The sequence below is a fragment of the Pseudomonas sp. GW821-FHT02A08 genome (genome assembly GCF_059422045.1).
This window is the reverse complement of record NZ_JBWKWD010000010.1, coordinates 123753-140276: the sequence shown is the minus strand read 5'-3', so window position 1 is coordinate 140276 and position 16524 is coordinate 123753. Positions and strand designations below refer to the sequence as shown.

The following is a 16524-nucleotide window of genomic DNA, read 5'->3' as shown; positions in this document are numbered from 1 at the left end:
AACTATAGCATAGCCATCGGACGCACAGCGGTAGGAACCTGGGTACATGTTCCCTATAATGCGCGGTTCTTTGAATCACGTGATGACTCTATTCCATGGCCAAGAAGCTTTACATCGAAACCCACGGTTGCCAGATGAACGAGTACGACAGCTCGCGCATGGTCGATCTGCTGGGCGAACATCAGGCCCTGGAAGTCACCGCCCGCGCTGAAGACGCCGACGTGATCCTGCTCAACACCTGCTCGATCCGCGAACGCGCCCAGGATCGCGTCTACTCCCAGCTCGGTCGCTGGCGCGAATTGAAACTGGCCAACCCGGACATGGTGATCGCCGTCGGCGGTTGCGTGGCCAGCCAGGAAGGCGCGGCCATTCGCGATCGCGCACCGTACGTCGACGTGGTCTTCGGCCCGCAGACCCTGCACCGCCTGCCGGAAATGATCGACGCCGCGCGCATCAGCAAGCTGCCGCAAGTCGACGTCTCGTTCCCGGAAATCGAAAAATTCGACCACTTGCCCGAGCCCCGCATCGACGGCCCGAGCGCTTACGTGTCGGTGATGGAAGGTTGCAGCAAGTACTGCACCTTCTGCGTGGTGCCCTACACCCGCGGCGAAGAGGTCAGCCGCCCGTTCGACGACGTGCTTGCCGAGATCATTCACCTGGCCGAAAACGGTGTGCGCGAAGTGACGCTGCTGGGGCAGAACGTCAACGGCTATCGCGGGACTACTCATGATGGGCGCCTGGCTGATCTGGCCGAACTGATCCGCGTGGTCGCTGCGGTCGAGGGCATCGACCGCATCCGCTACACCACGTCGCACCCCCTGGAATTCTCCGAGAGCCTGATCCAGGCCCACGCCGACGTACCGGAACTGGTCAAGCACCTGCACTTGCCGGTGCAATCGGGCTCGGACCGCATCCTCGCGGCGATGAAGCGCAACCACACCGCGCTGGAATACAAATCCAAGCTGCGCAAGCTGCGCGCCGCCGTGCCGGGGATCTGCATCAGCTCCGACTTCATCGTCGGCTTCCCGGGCGAGACCGAGAAAGATTTCGAACAAACCATGAAGCTGATTGCCGACGTCGGCTTCGACTTTTCCTACTCGTTCGTCTACAGCCAGCGCCCGGGCACTCCGGCCGCCGACCTGGCGGACGACACTCCGGAAGAGTTGAAAAAAGAACGCCTGAACGCGCTGCAACATCGCTTGAACCAGCAAGGTTTCGAGATCAGCCGACAAATGGTCGGTTCGATCCAGCGGATCCTGGTGACCGACTACTCGAAAAAAGACCCGGGCGAGTTGCAAGGCCGGACCGAGAATAATCGTATCGTCAACTTCCGCTGCGACAATCCGACCCTGATCGGGCAGTTCGCGGATGTGCATATCGATGCAGCACAACCGCACTCGCTACGGGGTTCGCTGATTCAATAACACCGAAGATCCCTGTGGGAGCGGGCTTGCTCGCGAAGACGGTCTGTCAGCACCATTAATGTCGACTGACACTCCCTCTTCGCGAGCAAGCCCGCTCCCACAGGTACAGCGCCAGAGGCGGGAATCGGGTTGCCTCATTTAAGAGCTTTCGCACCCAGCCCACTGGCGCTATCCTTGATTCATCACTATTGCCCCAGGGCGGCTAAATACGACCTTGAACGCACCCATAGAACCACATCGTTTCATCCTCGAGCCTTTTGAAGCTCACCGCTTCGCCAATCTGTGCGGGCAATTCGACGAGCATTTGCGCTTGATCGAACAGCGCCTGACCATTGAGATCCGCAACCGCGGAAACCAGTTCGAGCTGATCGGCGAACCCAAACACACCACCTCCGCGGAAAACCTCCTGCGCCGCCTGTACCGGGAAACCAAGGGTACCGAGCTATCGCCGGACATGGTGCACCTGTTCCTGCAGGAATCGGCCGTCGAGCAGCTGGACAACCACTCCCCCGCCGAACCGTCCGTGGCCCTGCGCACCAAGAAAGGCATGATTCGCCCACGCGGCTTGAATCAAGTGCGCTACGTGAAGGAAATCCTCGGTAACGATATCAACTTCGGCATCGGCCCGGCCGGTACCGGCAAGACCTACCTGGCCGTGGCCTGCGCGGTGGATGCACTGGAGCGCGAGCAGATTCGCCGCATCCTGCTGGTTCGTCCGGCGGTCGAAGCGGGTGAAAAACTCGGCTTCCTGCCCGGCGACCTGTCGCAAAAAATCGACCCGTACCTGCGCCCGCTCTACGACGCGCTCTACGAAATGCTCGGCTTCGAATACGTCGCCAAGCTGATCGAACGCCAGGTGATCGAAGTCGCGCCGCTGGCCTACATGCGCGGCCGTACGCTGAACAACAGCTTCATCATTCTCGACGAAAGCCAGAACACCACGGTCGAGCAAATGAAGATGTTCCTGACCCGGATCGGTTTCGGTTCCACCGCCGTCATCACCGGGGACATCACCCAGGTCGACCTGCCACGCGGCACCAAGTCCGGCCTGCACCACGTGATTGAAGTGCTCAAGGATGTGCCCGGGATCAGCTTCACCCATTTCCAGCCCAAGGACGTCGTGCGCCATCCACTGGTGCAGCGCATCGTCGAAGCCTACGAGCGCTTCGAAACCCGCGTGGCCGATGATGCCGCCGCCAAGGATAGCCGCCGCGATGCTTGAGCTTGACCTGCAAATCGCTACCAAAGCCTGCGCCCCCAGCGAAGCGGAGTTCCGCCAGTGGTGCGAACTGGCACTGCGCCAGCGCACCGCCGACTCGGAGATGACCATTCGTCTGGTCGACGAAGCCGAAGGGCGCGAGCTGAACCACACCTGGCGGCAAAAGGACTACGCAACTAACGTCTTGTCATTCCCGGCCGACGTGCCGGATGAGTTCCTCGACATCCCGCTGCTGGGCGATCTGGTGATCTGCGTGGCCGTGGTCGAGCGCGAAGCCGCTGAACAGGGCAAGGCACTCAAGGCCCATTGGGCGCATCTGGTGATTCACGGCTGCTTGCATCTGCTTGGTTACGACCATATTGATGACGAGGAAGCCGAAGAAATGGAAGCACTGGAACGAACGTTGCTTGCAGAACTGGGCTTTCCCGATCCGTACGCGGACGACGAAACCGACGCATCCCCAACCGAAACAACAAAGGATTCAGAGTAATCGCTATGAGCGAAGATCGATCGAGCAACGGGCAGAAGTCATGGCTGGGTAAGCTCACCCAGGCTTTTGCCCACGAGCCGAAAAACCGCCAGGAGCTGCTGGAGCTGCTGCGCGATGCACACCAGAACAAACTGCTGGACAGCGAAGCGCTGGCCATCGTCGAAGGCGCCATCCAGGTGGCTGACTTGCAGGTCCGGGACATCATGGTCCCGCGCTCGCAAATGGTCAGCATCAAGGCGACCCAGACACCCCGCGAGTTCCTGCCTGCCGTGGTCGACTCGGCCCACTCCCGCTACCCGGTGATCGGCGAAAGCCACGATGACGTGATGGGCGTGTTGCTGGCCAAGGACTTGCTGCCGTTGATCCTCAAGGAGAATGGCGAAAATTTCAACATCAAGGACCTGCTGCGCCCGGCCACCTTCGTGCCGGAATCCAAGCGCCTTAACGTGCTGCTGCGCGAGTTTCGCGCCAACCACAACCACATGGCCATCGTCATCGACGAGTACGGCGGCGTGGCAGGCCTGGTGACCATCGAAGACGTGCTGGAACAGATCGTCGGCGACATCGAAGACGAACACGACGTCGAAGAAGACAGTTACATCAAGCCGCTGCCCAGCGGTGATTTCCTGATCAAGGCCCTGACGCCGATCGAGAACTTCAACGAGTTTTTCGACAGCGAGTTCTCAGACGACGAATTCGACACCGTTGGCGGCCTGGTGATGAGCGCGTTCGGGCACTTGCCAAAACGCAACGAAATCACTGAAATCGGCCCGTACCGCTTCCGCATCCTGAACGCCGACAGCCGTCGGATTCACTTGCTTCGCCTGACGCCCATTGCTCGCTAAGGATTGAAATGCGCTGGACAACCCGCCCCGGCTGGCCCGGTAACCTGCTGGCCGTGGCGGCCGGTGCAATCACCACACTGGCCCTGGCGCCGTTCGATATCTGGCCACTGGCACTGCTTGCCGTCGGCCTGTTCTATGCAGGCCTGCGCGAGCTGAGCCCGCGTCAGGCACTGGGCCGCGGCTGGTGTTTCGGTTTCGGCCTGTTCGGTGCCGGCACCAGCTGGATCTACTACAGCATTCACCACTTCGGCGGCGCCTCGGTATTGCTGGCCGGTTTCCTGATGCTGCTCTTCACGGCGGCGATTGCCTGGTTCTTTGCCCTGCCTGCCTGGATCTGGGCGCGCTGGCTGCGCCGAAATGAGGCGCCGCTGGCCGACGCCCTGGCCTTCGCGGCACTGTGGGTCGGCCAGGAAGCCTTCCGCGGCTGGTTCCTGACAGGTTTCCCGTGGCTGTATTCCGGTTACAGCCAGCTCGACGGCCCGCTGGCCGGGCTCGCGCCTATCGGCGGGATGTGGCTGATTTCCTTCATCCTGGCCCTGACGGCCGCGCTGATCTACAACGGCTTGCGCCTGGTTCACACGGGGCGCAAAGGCTTCATCGCCGCCGGTGCATTGCTGCTGGTCGGCCCCTGGTTGGCCGCAATGGCGCTCAAGCACCACGCCTGGACCAGCCCGTCGGGCCCGCCACTGAGCGTTGCCGCCATTCAGGGCAACATCGAACAAAGCATGAAGTGGGACCCGGCGCAGCTCAACGCGCAACTGGCGCTGTACCGCGACATGAGTTTCAGCTCCAGGCGTGTCGATCTTCTCATCTGGCCGGAAACGGCGATCCCGGTGCTCAAGGAGTCCGCCGAAGGCTACCTGAACATGATGGGCAGCTTCGCGGCCGAGCGTAAATCGGCGCTGATTACCGGCGTCCCGGTCCGCATGGAGGTCCGCCACGAGAAGCGCTTCTTCAATGGCATCACCGTTGTCGGCGAAGGCGACGGCACTTACCTCAAGCAAAAACTGGTGCCCTTTGGTGAATATGTTCCGCTGGAGGATGTGCTGCGCGGGCTGATCGCCTTCTTCGATTTACCGATGTCAGACTTCGCCCGCGGCCCGGCTGACCAGCCGCTGCTGCAAGCCAAGGGTTATCAGATCGCCCCATACATCTGTTATGAAGTGGTTTACCCGGAATTCGCCGCCAGCCTTGCCGCCCGCAGCGACCTGCTGCTGACCATCAGCAACGATACCTGGTTCGGCACCTCCATCGGCCCGCTGCAACACCTGCAGATGGCGCAGATGCGGGCGCTGGAGGCCGGGCGCTGGATGATCCGCGCCACCAACAACGGCGTATCCGGCCTGATCAACCCGTTCGGTCAGATTACCGATCAAATCCCGCAGTTCGAACGCGGCATCCTGTATGGCGAAGTGGTGCCGATGCACAACCTCACGCCGTACCTGCAATGGCGTTCGTGGCCATTGCTCATTCTCTGCGTGTTGTTGTTTGGCTGGGCGCTGATAGCGAGCCGGATGGCCAAAACCGTTTAAAAGCTTCGCGAGCAAGCCCGCTCCCACACTGGACCAAAGTCGGTCACAGTATTTGTGTACGACGCCGATCAAAATGTGGGAGCGGGCTTGCTCGCGAAGACGGCATCACAGGCGCCGCATCAATCAGCGCCGACATCACCTCAATAGAACAACGAATAACCGACCTGCCCCACAGCCTCGTTCATCAACTGCCCGTTCTGCCAGATCGCCTTGTACTCCGGCATCCAGCCACCCAGTGGCCGCGCATTGTCGCCGCCCAGAAACCCTACCGGCGCCGGCACCACTTCAAACCCGGCCTTGCGGAAGCTCCAGACCGCCCGTGGCATATGCCCGGCATGAGTCACGAGCACCACACGCTTGATACCCTGTGGCAGCAACACCTGGGCGCTGAACTGCGCATTTTCCCAGGTCGTTCGGCTGCGCCCTTCCTGCCAGCGCACGGTCACGCCAAAATCGTCGCGCAAGGAGTCAGCCATCATCTGCGCTTCGCTTGGCGGAGTGCCGTAATGCAAGCCGCCGCTGGTCAGTACCGGCAGGCCGGAAGCCTTGGCCAGCCTCGCGGCAAAGCGCTGGCGTTCCAGGCCGATACCCGTAGGCTGGTCGGCGCCCCAGGCCGCGTCACCGCGCTCGCGCCCGGAACCAAGGACAACGATGGCGTCCGCGCGCTGCCCCAGCACCGCCCATTCGTCGCGGGCCAGCGGTGGCTCACGCTCGAGCAGGCCGGCACTCCACTGCACCACCACCGGCAGGCTCATCAGCCAAAGACCACCCAGCCCCAGTGCAAAGCACACACCGGCAAGCCTTGGCCTTGAGCGGCGCAACCACCAGGCAAGCAAAAGCAGCAGCAATAGAATGCCGGGGGGCAATAGAAGTTGTTTTACAAAGTAACGAAAAGGCATCGAGCATCTCCTGGAGATGCCCGAAGCCTAAGTGGGTTAGCGCAATGCGACAATCAATACAGAAGGACTATGCTTCAAAAAACCATGGAGCACGGCTCTGCGTCTTATTTGAACTGCAAAGACCGGACCTTTACCGCGTCTCTGCCGGGAACCTTGTCCTTGAGCCAGATGATCTTGGCCGAGCGTGGTGCGTCGAGTTGCTTTACCGCCTCTGACAAGCATCCGTGTGTCTCACGCTCACTGCGATCCAGATACGCCTTGACCAGTGCAAACTCTGCGGGGCTGAGGCCACGCAGTTCCAGCTCCAGAGGGCGTACGTCACGCAACCGGCCAGCAGTTCTTGCCGCTTCCAGGGCCAGGGCCAAACGATCGATCAGTCTTTCGTACAGCTCCGGTTTCGTAGCTTTTTGCTGTGACTCAACCATCCCTCACCTCATTGGAAGATAAGACCTACTCCCCAGTTAGAGCTTAGCTTCCATGAACAAACCGGCTGAACGCCGCGACCAACGGCCCTCGCGGCGGTTTTCGCGAGACGCGCGGCAGCAATCAGGGTTTCCCTCGGTAGAGCGCGGTCATGTATGCTACGGCGCTTCCTGTAACTCCACTTCCAGCTCGGCTGGACATCGAAAACGCCAATGTGGCGAGATCAGCGTCCAGCGTTGCATTGAAGAGGATTAGGCCACCCCTATTCAGTTCAAAAGTAGCCATGCACGAACAATATCAGCCCCGTGAAATCGAAGCCGCCGCCCAGTCGTTCTGGGACGAGCAAAAGTCCTTTGAAGTCAGTGAACAGCCAGGCAAGGAGACTTACTACTGCCTGTCGATGTTCCCTTACCCCAGCGGCAAGCTACACATGGGGCACGTGCGCAACTACACCATCGGCGACGTGATCTCCCGCTACCAGCGCATGCAAGGCAAGAACGTACTGCAACCCATGGGTTGGGACGCCTTCGGCATGCCGGCGGAAAACGCCGCGATGAAGAACAACGTGGCGCCCGCCAAGTGGACCTACGAAAACATCGCCTACATGAAGTCCCAGCTGCGCAGCCTGGGCCTGGCGGTGGACTGGTCCCGTGAAGTGACCACCTGCAAGCCTGATTACTACCGCTGGGAACAATGGCTGTTCACCCGTCTGTTCGAAAAAGGCGTGATTTACAAGAAAAGCGGCACGGTGAACTGGGACCCGGTCGACCAGACCGTCCTGGCCAACGAGCAAGTGATCGACGGCCGTGGCTGGCGTTCCGGCGCGCTGATCGAAAAGCGCGAAATCCCGATGTACTACTTCAAGATCACCGCCTACGCGGATGAGCTGCTGGAGAGCCTCGATGAACTGACGGGCTGGCCTGAACAGGTCAAGACCATGCAGCGCAACTGGATCGGCAAATCCCGTGGCATGGAAGTGCAGTTCCCGTACAACGTCGATTCCATCGGCGAAACCGGCGCGCTGAAAGTCTTCACCACCCGTCCGGACACCCTGATGGGCGCGACCTACGTCGCCGTAGCCGCCGAACACCACCTGGCCACCCTGGCCGCACAGAACAATCCCGAGCTGCAAGCGTTCATCGCTGAATGCAAGGGCGGCAGCGTGGCCGAAGCCGACGTCGCCACCCAGGAGAAAAAAGGCCTGCCGACCGGCCTGTTCGTCGAGCACCCGCTGACCGGCGAAAAACTGCCGGTCTGGGTCGCCAACTATGTGCTGATGCACTACGGCGACGGCGCGGTGATGGCGGTTCCAGCCCACGACGAGCGCGATTTCGAATTCGCCCACAAGTACAACCTGCCGGTCAAATCGGTAGTGCGCACCAGCTCCGGTGACAGCAACCCGGCGCCATGGCAAGACGCCTACGGCGAGCACGGCACGCTGATCAATTCCGGCGATTTTGACGGCCTCGACTTCGCGGGCGCCTTCGACGCCATCGAAGTCGCGCTGATCAAGAAAGAGCTGGGCGCCTCGCGTACCCAGTTCCGCCTGCGCGACTGGGGCATCAGCCGCCAGCGTTACTGGGGCTGCCCGATCCCGATCATCCACTGCAATACTTGCGGTGACGTGCCGGTACCGGAAGATCAACTGCCTGTCGTGCTGCCGGAAGACGTCGTACCCGACGGCGCCGGTTCGCCACTGGCGCGCATGCCCGAGTTCTACGAGTGCAGTTGCCCTAAATGTGGCCTGCCCGCCAAGCGTGAAACCGACACCATGGACACCTTCGTCGAGTCCTCGTGGTACTACGCCCGCTACGCCTCGCCACACTTTGAAGGCGGCCTGGTGGAAAAATCGGCGGCCGACCACTGGCTGCCGGTGGATCAGTATATCGGCGGTATCGAACACGCGATTCTTCACCTGCTCTACGCGCGCTTCTTCCACAAGCTGATGCGCGACGAAGGCCTGGTGAGCTCCAACGAGCCGTTCAAGAACCTGCTGACCCAAGGCATGGTGATCGCCGAGACTTACTATCGCCGCGAAGCCAATGGCGCTTACACCTGGTTCAACCCGGCGGACGTCGAGCTTGAGCGTGACAGCAAAGCCAAGGTTATCAGCGCCAAATTGAAATCTGACGGCCTGCCGGTGGAAATCGGCGGCACCGAAAAGATGGCCAAGTCGAAGAACAACGGCGTCGACCCACAGTCGATGATCGACCAGTTCGGCGCAGACACCTGCCGCCTGTTCATGATGTTCGCCTCGCCACCTGACATGAGCGCTGAATGGTCCGACTCCGGCGTCGAAGGTTCGCACCGTTTCCTCAAGCGCGTCTGGCGCCTGGCTCAAGCCCACGTCACTCAGGGCCTCCCGGGCAAACTGGACATCGCCGGCCTGAATGACGAGCAAAAAGCCGTTCGTCGCTCGATCCACCTGGCCATCAAGCAGGCCAGCCAGGACGTCGGCCAGAACCACAAATTCAACACCGCCATCGCCCAAGTGATGACACTGATGAACGTGCTGGAAAAAGCCGCGCAGGCCACCGAACAGGATCGCGCGCTGGTTCAGGAAGGCCTGGAAGCCGTGACCCTGCTGCTGGCTCCGATCACGCCGCACATCAGCCACGAGCTGTGGAATCAACTGGGTCACGCTGAACCTGTAATCGACGCCGGTTGGCCGGTGGTGGATGACAGCGCTTTGGTACAGGACAGCCTGCAACTGGTGATTCAGGTCAACGGCAAGCTGCGTGGCCACATCGAAATGCCGGCCAGCGCCAGCCGTGAAGAAGTCGAAGCCGCCGCCCGTGCCAACGAGAACGTGCTGCGCTTCGTCGACGGTCTGACCATTCGTAAAGTGATCGTAGTGCCCGGGAAACTGGTCAATATCGTCGCCAGCTAATTGGATCGGGCGCCAGGTGAGCCTGGCGCCGAGTAAAACCTTTCGGGCCGCTGGATCGGCCCCCATGGTTTCAAGGGGAGCAACAAGATGATCAAACGCAATCTGCTGGTGATGGGCCTCGCGGTTCTGCTGAGCGCCTGCGGTTTCCAGCTGCGCGGCACCGGCACCAATGAACTGGCGATCAAGGAACTCGACCTGAGCGCCCGTAACGCTTATGGCCCAACGGTTACCCAGTTGCGCCAGGTACTGACTGGCAGCGGCGTCAAGGTCTATAACGGCGCTCCATACAAGCTGGTGCTGACCAATGAACAGGAAACCCAGCGCATCCTCACTTACGCAGGTGCCGGTCATGCCGGCGAGTACCAGATCACCACCGTGCTGAACTACGACATCCTTGGTCGCGGTGATCTGGCACTGCTGAGCGACAAAATCGAAGTGCAGAAAATCTACATGCACGACGGCAACAACCTGGTGGGCTCTGACCAGGAAGCTGAAACGGCCCGTACAGAAGGCCGTCGGGAGATGGTCCAGCGCATGATGCTGCGCCTGGAGCAACTGAGCCCGACTCAACTGGCCAAGTTGCAGCAAACTGCCGAAGCCAGGGCCAAGGCTGATGCCGCCGCGCTGGAAGCGGCAAAGAAGGCTGAAGCGGATACCCCGCGTCAGTCGCCTGTCGAACTGCCGCAGCAGTAAGACTTACGGGGCGCCCGGGCGCCCCGTTCGCCCTCTCTTATGAAGCTCGCCCCCGCCCAACTCGCCAAACACCTGCAAGGCGCCCTTGCGCCGGTCTATATCATCAGCGGCGATGACCCGTTGTTGTGCCAGGAGGCAGCCGACGCAGTTCGCGCTGCCGCCCGTCAGCAGGGATTCGATGAACGCCAGGTGTTTGCCGCCGACGCCAGTTTCGACTGGGGGACGCTGTTGCAAGCGGGTGCCAGCATGTCCCTGTTCGCCGAAAAACGCCTGCTGGAACTGCGCCTGCCGTCCGGCAAACCCGGCGACAAGGGCGCCAGCGCGCTGATCGAGTACTGCTCGCGCCCGGCCGACGACACCATACTGCTGATCAGCTTGCCGAAACTCGATGGCAGCGCGCAGAAAACCAAGTGGGGCAAGGCGCTGATCGAAGGACAGCAGACCCAGTTCGTGCAGATCTGGCCGGTCGATATCGCCCAGTTGCCAAGCTGGATCCGCCAACGCTTGTCCCAGGCCGGACTTTCCGCCAGCCAGGACGCCGTTGAGCTGATCGCGGCGCGGGTCGAGGGCAACTTGCTGGCCGCCGCCCAGGAAATCGAAAAGCTCAAACTGATGGCCGAAGGCGGTCAGATCACCGTTGAAACCGTGCAGGCCGCGGTGGCTGACAGTGCGCGCTTCGACGTCTTTGGCCTGACCGATGCAGTGCTCAACGGTGAGGCAGCCCACGCGTTGCGCATGCTCGAAGGGTTGCGCGGTGAGGGCGTCGAGCCACCGGTGATTCTCTGGGCCCTGGCCCGGGAGTTGCGTCTGCTGGCCAATATTTCTCTGCAATACAGCCAGGGTACGCCACTGGACAAGGCCTTCAGCCAGGCCAAACCGCCAGTCTGGGACAAACGTAAACCGCTGATGAGCAAAGCCCTGCAACGCTACTCGGCCCAACGCTGGGCGCAACTGCTGCTCGAAGCGCAGCGCATCGATGCGCAGATCAAGGGCCAGGCGGCCGGTTCGCCGTGGATGAGCTTGAGCCGGTTGACGCTGTTGATGGCCGGACAAAAATTGTCGCTGCCCGCAGAGTAATCGCACTTTCTGTAGCAGCTGGCGAAGCCTGCGTACGACTGCGAAGCAGTCGCAAAATCAGGAAGCACGGTGTATCAGGATAATCCGGAACTCAGGGTTTACGACTGCTGAGCAGCCGGACGCAGGCTTCGCCAGCTGCTACAGATGCTTTCTGCAAAACACTGATCCATCCGCCCTATAGACAACCCTCCAACTTCGGCCGATGATTTGCCCCGCAAAAACCACTCACTTGCGAGGCACCATCATGAGCAAAAAGCCATCAACGCATGGCCCCAACAAGGCCAAATCCATCATCGCCCAGCCATTGTTCCGCAGCCGCCAGGAACGCCCCGCCAAGGGCAAAGGCAGTTACCGCCGCGAAGCCTTCCAGTCTGACAGCTGGGAGGCTTCTTACTTTCTGGCTGCGTAAAGCAGAACACCCCTTCGACATGTTAAGGTCTGTACCTGATTCGTATTCCCTGGACCCGTGCATGCCCTTTTGTCTTTCCCGTCGTTGGCACTTACGCCAATTGATCGCTGCCTCCAGCCTTGTTTTGCTTGTCGCCTGTGCGGAAAAACCGACCGCAGCCGACGCTCAGCCGCTTCAGACGCTCCCTGTCGCCACCGCCCCGGCGGTTGTTCCGCCTGTGGTTCCGACCGGTGAGAACCTCGACATCCAGCCAACCCAGACCTTCGCCGAATGGCAGGCAGGTTTCCGCAAGGATGCCCTGGCCGCCGGTATCCGTGCCGATCTGTTCGACCGCGCCTTCGCCGATGTCAGCTTCGACCCCAGCGTGATCCGCGCAGACCGCAGCCAACCTGAATTCGCAAAACCGGTGTGGGAATACCTCGACGGTGCCTTGTCGCCGCTACGGGTACGCAAAGGCCAGTCGCTGATCGACCAGTACGCCGACATCCTGCAAGGCATCGAGCAGCGCTACGGCGTGGATCGCCAGGCACTGGTGGCGGTGTGGGGCATGGAGAGTAACTTCGGACAGTTCCAGGGCAGCAAGTCGGTGATCAACTCGCTGGCGACCCTGGCCTACGAAGGCCGCCGTCCCGGCTTCGCCCACGCGCAATTGATCGCGGCCCTGCAAATCCTGCAACAAGGCGACATCGAACCCGAGAAGATGCTGGGTTCCTGGGCCGGCGCCATGGGCCAGACCCAGTTCATCCCGACCACCTACAACACCCACGCCGTCGATTTCGACGGCGACGGCCGTCGCGATATCTGGGGCAGTTCGGCTGACGCCCTGGCCTCGACCGCGCATTACCTGCAAAGCTCCGGCTGGCAGAGAGGTCAGCCGTGGGGCTTTGAAGTCCAGCTGCCGAACGGTTTCAACTACGTGCTGGCCGATGGCACGATTCGCAAGAGTGTCGCCGAATGGCGCCAACTGGGCGTTACGCTGCCCAACGGAGGCCAGGTCCCGGCCGGCTCCGAGCAGTTGTCCGCCGCACTGTTGCTGCCGGCCGGTTACCGTGGCCCGGCGTTCCTGGTACTCGATAACTTCCGGGCGATTCTCAAGTACAACAACTCGTCGTCCTACGCCTTGGGTGTGAGCCTGTTGTCCGAACGCTTCAATGGCACAGGCTTGATCAGCGGTACGTGGCCAAAGGATGACCTGCCTCTGAGCCGTACCGAGCGGATCGAGCTGCAAAACCTGCTGAGCGCGCAAAACTATGACGCCGGCACCGCCGACGGGATCATCGGCGCCAATACTCGCAAGGCGATCCGCAGCGCCCAGCAGTCGTTTGGCTGGCCGGCGGATGGCTATCCGACGCACAAGTTGCTGGAAGGCTTGCGTAACCGCTAAAAGCTTCGCGAGCAAGCCCGCTCCCACACTGGATCTGTGAACGACACAAAATCAGTGTGGGAGCGGGCTTGCTCGCGAAGACTGACTCTCAGTCGGCAGATCTCTACGATCTAATCACTACATCCTGCTCCAGCATCAATTCCTGACTCCCCGCATCCAGCCTGACCAGCGCCCCCATGGGCAGCGTCAGGTTCGGGTCGCAGTGCCCACTGCGCCACCCGGACAGCACCGGAATCTTCAATGGCTCGAAGGTCTGCTTGAGCAACCTGTCCAGTGCTGCCACCTCAACCCCCGCCATATCCCCGACCAACACGCCGCGCAGCTTGTGCAACGTGCCTGACAGCCGCAGATGCGTGAGCAACCGGTCGATGCGATACAACGGCTCGTTGATGTCCTCGATCAACAGAATGACGCCCTCGGCGTCAATCTCGTAGGGCGTGCCCATGGTCGCGGCGATCATGGCCAGATTGCCTCCGAGCAAGCGCCCATGAGCCACGCCAGGCTCGATCGTGGTCAGCGGGTAGGCCACCGGATGAGCCAGCACCGTGCCCGCCCTCACCTGCCCGCGCAGCATGTTGAAGAACGAAGACTCCGTAGGTATTTGCTTGTCACCCAGCAGGTCGGCATTGAGCAACGGACCATGAAAGGTCACGAAGCCGGCATAACGACTGATCGCCAGATGCAGCGCAGTGATGTCGCTGTAGCCGACGAACGGCTTGGCGTTGTCACGCAGCAAATCAAAATCGATGCGGTCGAGCAGGCGCGGCGTGCCGTAACCACCGCGCAGGCAGATGATCGCATCCACCTCACTGTCGGCGAACGCTGCATGCAGATCGCCGAGTCGCACCTCGTCACTACCGGCCAGGTAGCCGTTTTTTTCGTAGACTCCGGGAAACACTTTCAGTGAATAACCCCGGGCACGCATCCATTGCACCGCCTTGTCGGTGTCCAGCGACGCGGGACCGGCGGGTGCGATGACGCCAATCATGCCTTCCGACGGCAGTGCCGGAACGGGAGCATGAGGGCAAAGGGTGAGGGTCGGTCGAGCGGTCATCCGTGAATCTCCCTGGGTGAGAACTTCAGCACACAGTAGTCAGGAACGGGGACAAACAGAAGAGGGCCAGTCGCCCCGCAGGTTGTAGGAAAAAACGGCCGCGGCCGTAGGCCAGGCAAAAAAACGCCCACAAGGCTTTGAAACCTTGCGGGCGCTTTATGCTTCACAGTCGATCAGGACGACATCAGCTCGGCCTTGACCAGCTTGGCCTGCTCGTCGGCGTGATACGAGGAACGTACCAACGGACCGGAGGCAACGTTCTTGAAGCCCATCTTGTAGCCTTCCTCGGCGAACCAGGCGAAGGTATCCGGGTGCACGAAGCGCTGCACCGGCAAGTGGCTGCGGGACGGTTGCAGGTACTGGCCGAGGGTCAGCATGTCGATGTCGTGCTCGCGCATGCGTTTCATGACTTCGATGACTTCTTCGTCGGTCTCGCCCAGGCCCAGCATCAGGCCGGACTTGGTCGGAATGTGCGGCATCATCTGCTTGAAGCGTTGCAGCAGGGTCAGCGACCACTGATAGTCCGAGCCCGGACGCGCAGCCTTGTACAGGCGCGGCACGGTTTCCAGGTTGTGGTTGAACACATCCGGCGGCTCGGCAGCGGTGATTTCCAGCGCAATGTCCATGCGGCCACGGTAGTCCGGGACCAGGGTTTCGAGCTGCACGTTCGGCGACAGCTTGCGGATTTCGCGGATGCAGTCGGCAAAGTGCTGGGCACCGCCGTCACGCAGGTCATCACGGTCCACCGAGGTGATTACCACGTACTTCAGGCGCAGGTCGGCGATGGCAATGGCCAGGCTTTCCGGCTCGTTGACGTCCAGTGGCTTCGGACGGCCGTGGCCGACGTCGCAGAACGGGCAACGACGGGTGCAGATGTCACCCATGATCATGAAGGTCGCGGTACCACCGGAGAAGCACTCGCCCAGGTTCGGGCAGGACGCTTCTTCGCACACGCTGTGCAGCTTGTGTTTGCGCAGCAGGGCCTTGATGCGGTCGACTTCCGGCGAAACCGGGATGCGTACACGAATCCAGTCAGGTTTCTTCGGCAGTTCGGTGGTCGGAATGATCTTCACCGGGATGCGTGCAACCTTTTCGGCGCCGCGCAGCTTGACGCCGGCTTCAACCTTGGGACGCGGGGCCGGGCGCTCGGTGACATCGAGCGTCGGGATCATGGTTTGCACTGCATCAGTAGTCATATCAGTCGATTCCGCCCGTCAGGGTCGTCTGCTCAGCATAGTCGAGGTGTTTGACGAGCTGCGCGCGCAGCCGGGCACTTACCTCGGCAAATTCAATCGATCCTGCGTGATCGCTCAGCTGGGTCATCGCCAGCCCGGCGTAGCCGCAGGGATTAATCCGTCGAAACGGTTCCAGGTTCATGTCCACGTTCAAGGCCAGGCCGTGAAAGGAACAGCCGTGACGGATCCGTAGACCCAGGGAAGCGATTTTCGCTCCGTCGACGTAGACACCCGGTGCATCGGGCTTGGCCACGGCGGTGACACCGTAACTGGCCAGCAGCTCGATCAGGCATTGCTCCATCCGGCTGACCAGATCGCGCACGCCAAACCCGAGCTTGCGCACGTCCAGCAACAGATAAGCCACCAGCTGGCCGGGCCCGTGGTAAGTCACTTGACCACCACGGTCGACCTGCACCACCGGAATATCCCCGGGGAGCAGCAGGTGCTCGGCCTTGCCGGCCTGGCCCTGGGTGAACACCGCGGGATGTTCAACCAGCCAGATCTCGTCGGCGGCATCGCTGCCGCGTTCGTTGGTGAAGCGTTGCATGGCATGCCAGACCGGCTCGTAAGCCATCTGGCCGAGCTCGCGAAAGCCCAGCACACCGGACATCACAGCACCATGTGCACGAAACCGGTTGCCCGCAGTTCGCTGTTGATGTTGTACAGCTGGTCCTGGTCGGTCGCAACGATGTGCAACTGAATGGTGGTGTATTTGCCGTTGCTGCTCTGGCGCTCGTCAACGCGCTCATCGTTGATCGTTGCGTATTTGCGCACGATGTCGATGATTCTGTCCTTGTTGCCCACGCCGGTGTCGCTGATCACCTTAACCGGGTAATCATTGGCAGGGAACTCGATCTTTGGCGCCTTTACTTCGGTATCGGTCATGGCGTAACGGCCTCGTAAGCGTAAGCCGTGGCGACGGGCATGACTGCGCGCCAGATCAGCGCGGA

16 protein-coding genes are annotated in these 16524 nt (G+C 61.2%); 10 read left to right on the top strand and 6 right to left on the bottom strand.

Annotated features, from left to right (window positions below; translation table 11 throughout):
- Positions 1-95: 95 nt before the first annotated feature.
- The 5 genes from miaB (at position 96) to lnt (ending at position 5510) form a co-directional block, all read left to right on the top strand.
- Entirely contained in the window at positions 96-1424 is a 1329-nt protein-coding gene (miaB, locus tag AC07W4_RS10330) for a tRNA (N6-isopentenyl adenosine(37)-C2)-methylthiotransferase MiaB (protein WP_495032336.1), read from the top strand.
- Positions 1425-1638: 214 nt separating this feature from the next.
- Positions 1639-2646 carry a PhoH family protein gene (locus AC07W4_RS10325; RefSeq protein WP_495032335.1) on the top strand — a complete coding sequence of 336 codons (1008 nt, stop codon included), beginning with the start codon at positions 1639-1641 and terminating at the stop codon, positions 2644-2646.
- Complete coding sequence (gene ybeY, locus AC07W4_RS10320) at positions 2639-3133, top strand: rRNA maturation RNase YbeY (protein WP_008052400.1); 495 nt, start codon at positions 2639-2641, stop codon at positions 3131-3133. Before AC07W4_RS10325 ends, ybeY begins: the two co-directional genes overlap by 8 nt.
- Before the next feature lie 5 nt (positions 3134-3138).
- Positions 3139-3978 (top strand): CorC family transporter, encoded by an 840-nt coding sequence (locus tag AC07W4_RS10315; protein WP_495032334.1) that lies wholly within the window; start codon positions 3139-3141, stop codon positions 3976-3978.
- Positions 3979-3986: 8 nt separating this feature from the next.
- Complete coding sequence (gene lnt, locus AC07W4_RS10310; protein ID WP_495032333.1) at positions 3987-5510, top strand: apolipoprotein N-acyltransferase; 1524 nt, start codon at positions 3987-3989, stop codon at positions 5508-5510.
- A gap of 140 nt (positions 5511-5650) precedes the next feature.
- On the opposite strand, the gene AC07W4_RS10305 is transcribed toward lnt, so the two are convergent.
- Complete coding sequence (locus AC07W4_RS10305) at positions 5651-6409, bottom strand: YdcF family protein (RefSeq protein WP_495032332.1); 759 nt, start codon at positions 6407-6409, stop codon at positions 5651-5653.
- A 104-nt stretch (positions 6410-6513) separates the two neighbouring features.
- Positions 6514-6834, bottom strand: a complete 321-nt coding sequence (locus AC07W4_RS10300) for a hypothetical protein (protein WP_008052397.1) — start codon at positions 6832-6834, stop codon at positions 6514-6516.
- A 281-nt stretch (positions 6835-7115) separates the two neighbouring features.
- Here AC07W4_RS10300 and leuS point away from each other — a divergent pair, with 281 nt between their 5' ends.
- From leuS to AC07W4_RS10275, 5 genes are all read left to right on the top strand, one after another.
- Positions 7116-9722 (top strand): leucine--tRNA ligase, encoded by a 2607-nt coding sequence (gene leuS / locus AC07W4_RS10295; RefSeq protein WP_495032331.1) that lies wholly within the window; start codon positions 7116-7118, stop codon positions 9720-9722.
- Between the two features lie 87 nt (positions 9723-9809).
- Positions 9810-10415: an LPS-assembly lipoprotein LptE gene (locus AC07W4_RS10290; protein WP_495032330.1), complete on the top strand. Its 606-nt coding sequence runs from the start codon at positions 9810-9812 to the stop codon at positions 10413-10415.
- 39 nt (positions 10416-10454) lie between these two features.
- Positions 10455-11492, top strand: coding sequence for a DNA polymerase III subunit delta (holA, locus tag AC07W4_RS10285; protein ID WP_495032329.1), 1038 nt, complete (start codon positions 10455-10457; stop codon positions 11490-11492).
- 244 nt (positions 11493-11736) lie between these two features.
- Positions 11737-11901: an alternative ribosome rescue factor ArfA gene (arfA, locus tag AC07W4_RS10280; RefSeq protein ID WP_008052393.1), complete on the top strand. Its 165-nt coding sequence runs from the start codon at positions 11737-11739 to the stop codon at positions 11899-11901.
- Between the two features lie 61 nt (positions 11902-11962).
- The gene (locus tag AC07W4_RS10275; protein ID WP_495032328.1) at positions 11963-13285 is read left to right on the top strand and encodes a lytic murein transglycosylase; all 1323 of its coding nucleotides are present in this window, start codon (positions 11963-11965) and stop codon (positions 13283-13285) included.
- A gap of 103 nt (positions 13286-13388) precedes the next feature.
- Here AC07W4_RS10275 and AC07W4_RS10270 read toward each other — a convergent pair whose 3' ends face one another.
- The 4 genes from AC07W4_RS10270 to AC07W4_RS10255 form a co-directional block, all read right to left on the bottom strand.
- On the bottom strand, positions 13389-14339 hold the full coding sequence (locus tag AC07W4_RS10270) for a S66 peptidase family protein (protein ID WP_495032327.1): 951 nt from the start codon (positions 14337-14339) through the stop codon (positions 13389-13391).
- A gap of 173 nt (positions 14340-14512) precedes the next feature.
- Complete coding sequence (gene lipA / locus AC07W4_RS10265) at positions 14513-15511, bottom strand: lipoyl synthase (RefSeq protein ID WP_162130289.1); 999 nt, start codon at positions 15509-15511, stop codon at positions 14513-14515.
- Positions 15512-15536: 25 nt separating this feature from the next.
- Positions 15537-16184 (bottom strand): lipoyl(octanoyl) transferase LipB, encoded by a 648-nt coding sequence (gene lipB, locus AC07W4_RS10260; protein WP_008052388.1) that lies wholly within the window; start codon positions 16182-16184, stop codon positions 15537-15539.
- Positions 16184-16459, bottom strand: coding sequence for a DUF493 domain-containing protein (locus AC07W4_RS10255; RefSeq protein WP_008052383.1), 276 nt, complete (start codon positions 16457-16459; stop codon positions 16184-16186). The genes lipB and AC07W4_RS10255 overlap by 1 nt, the downstream gene beginning before the upstream one ends.
- Between the last annotated feature and the right edge of the window lie 65 nt (positions 16460-16524).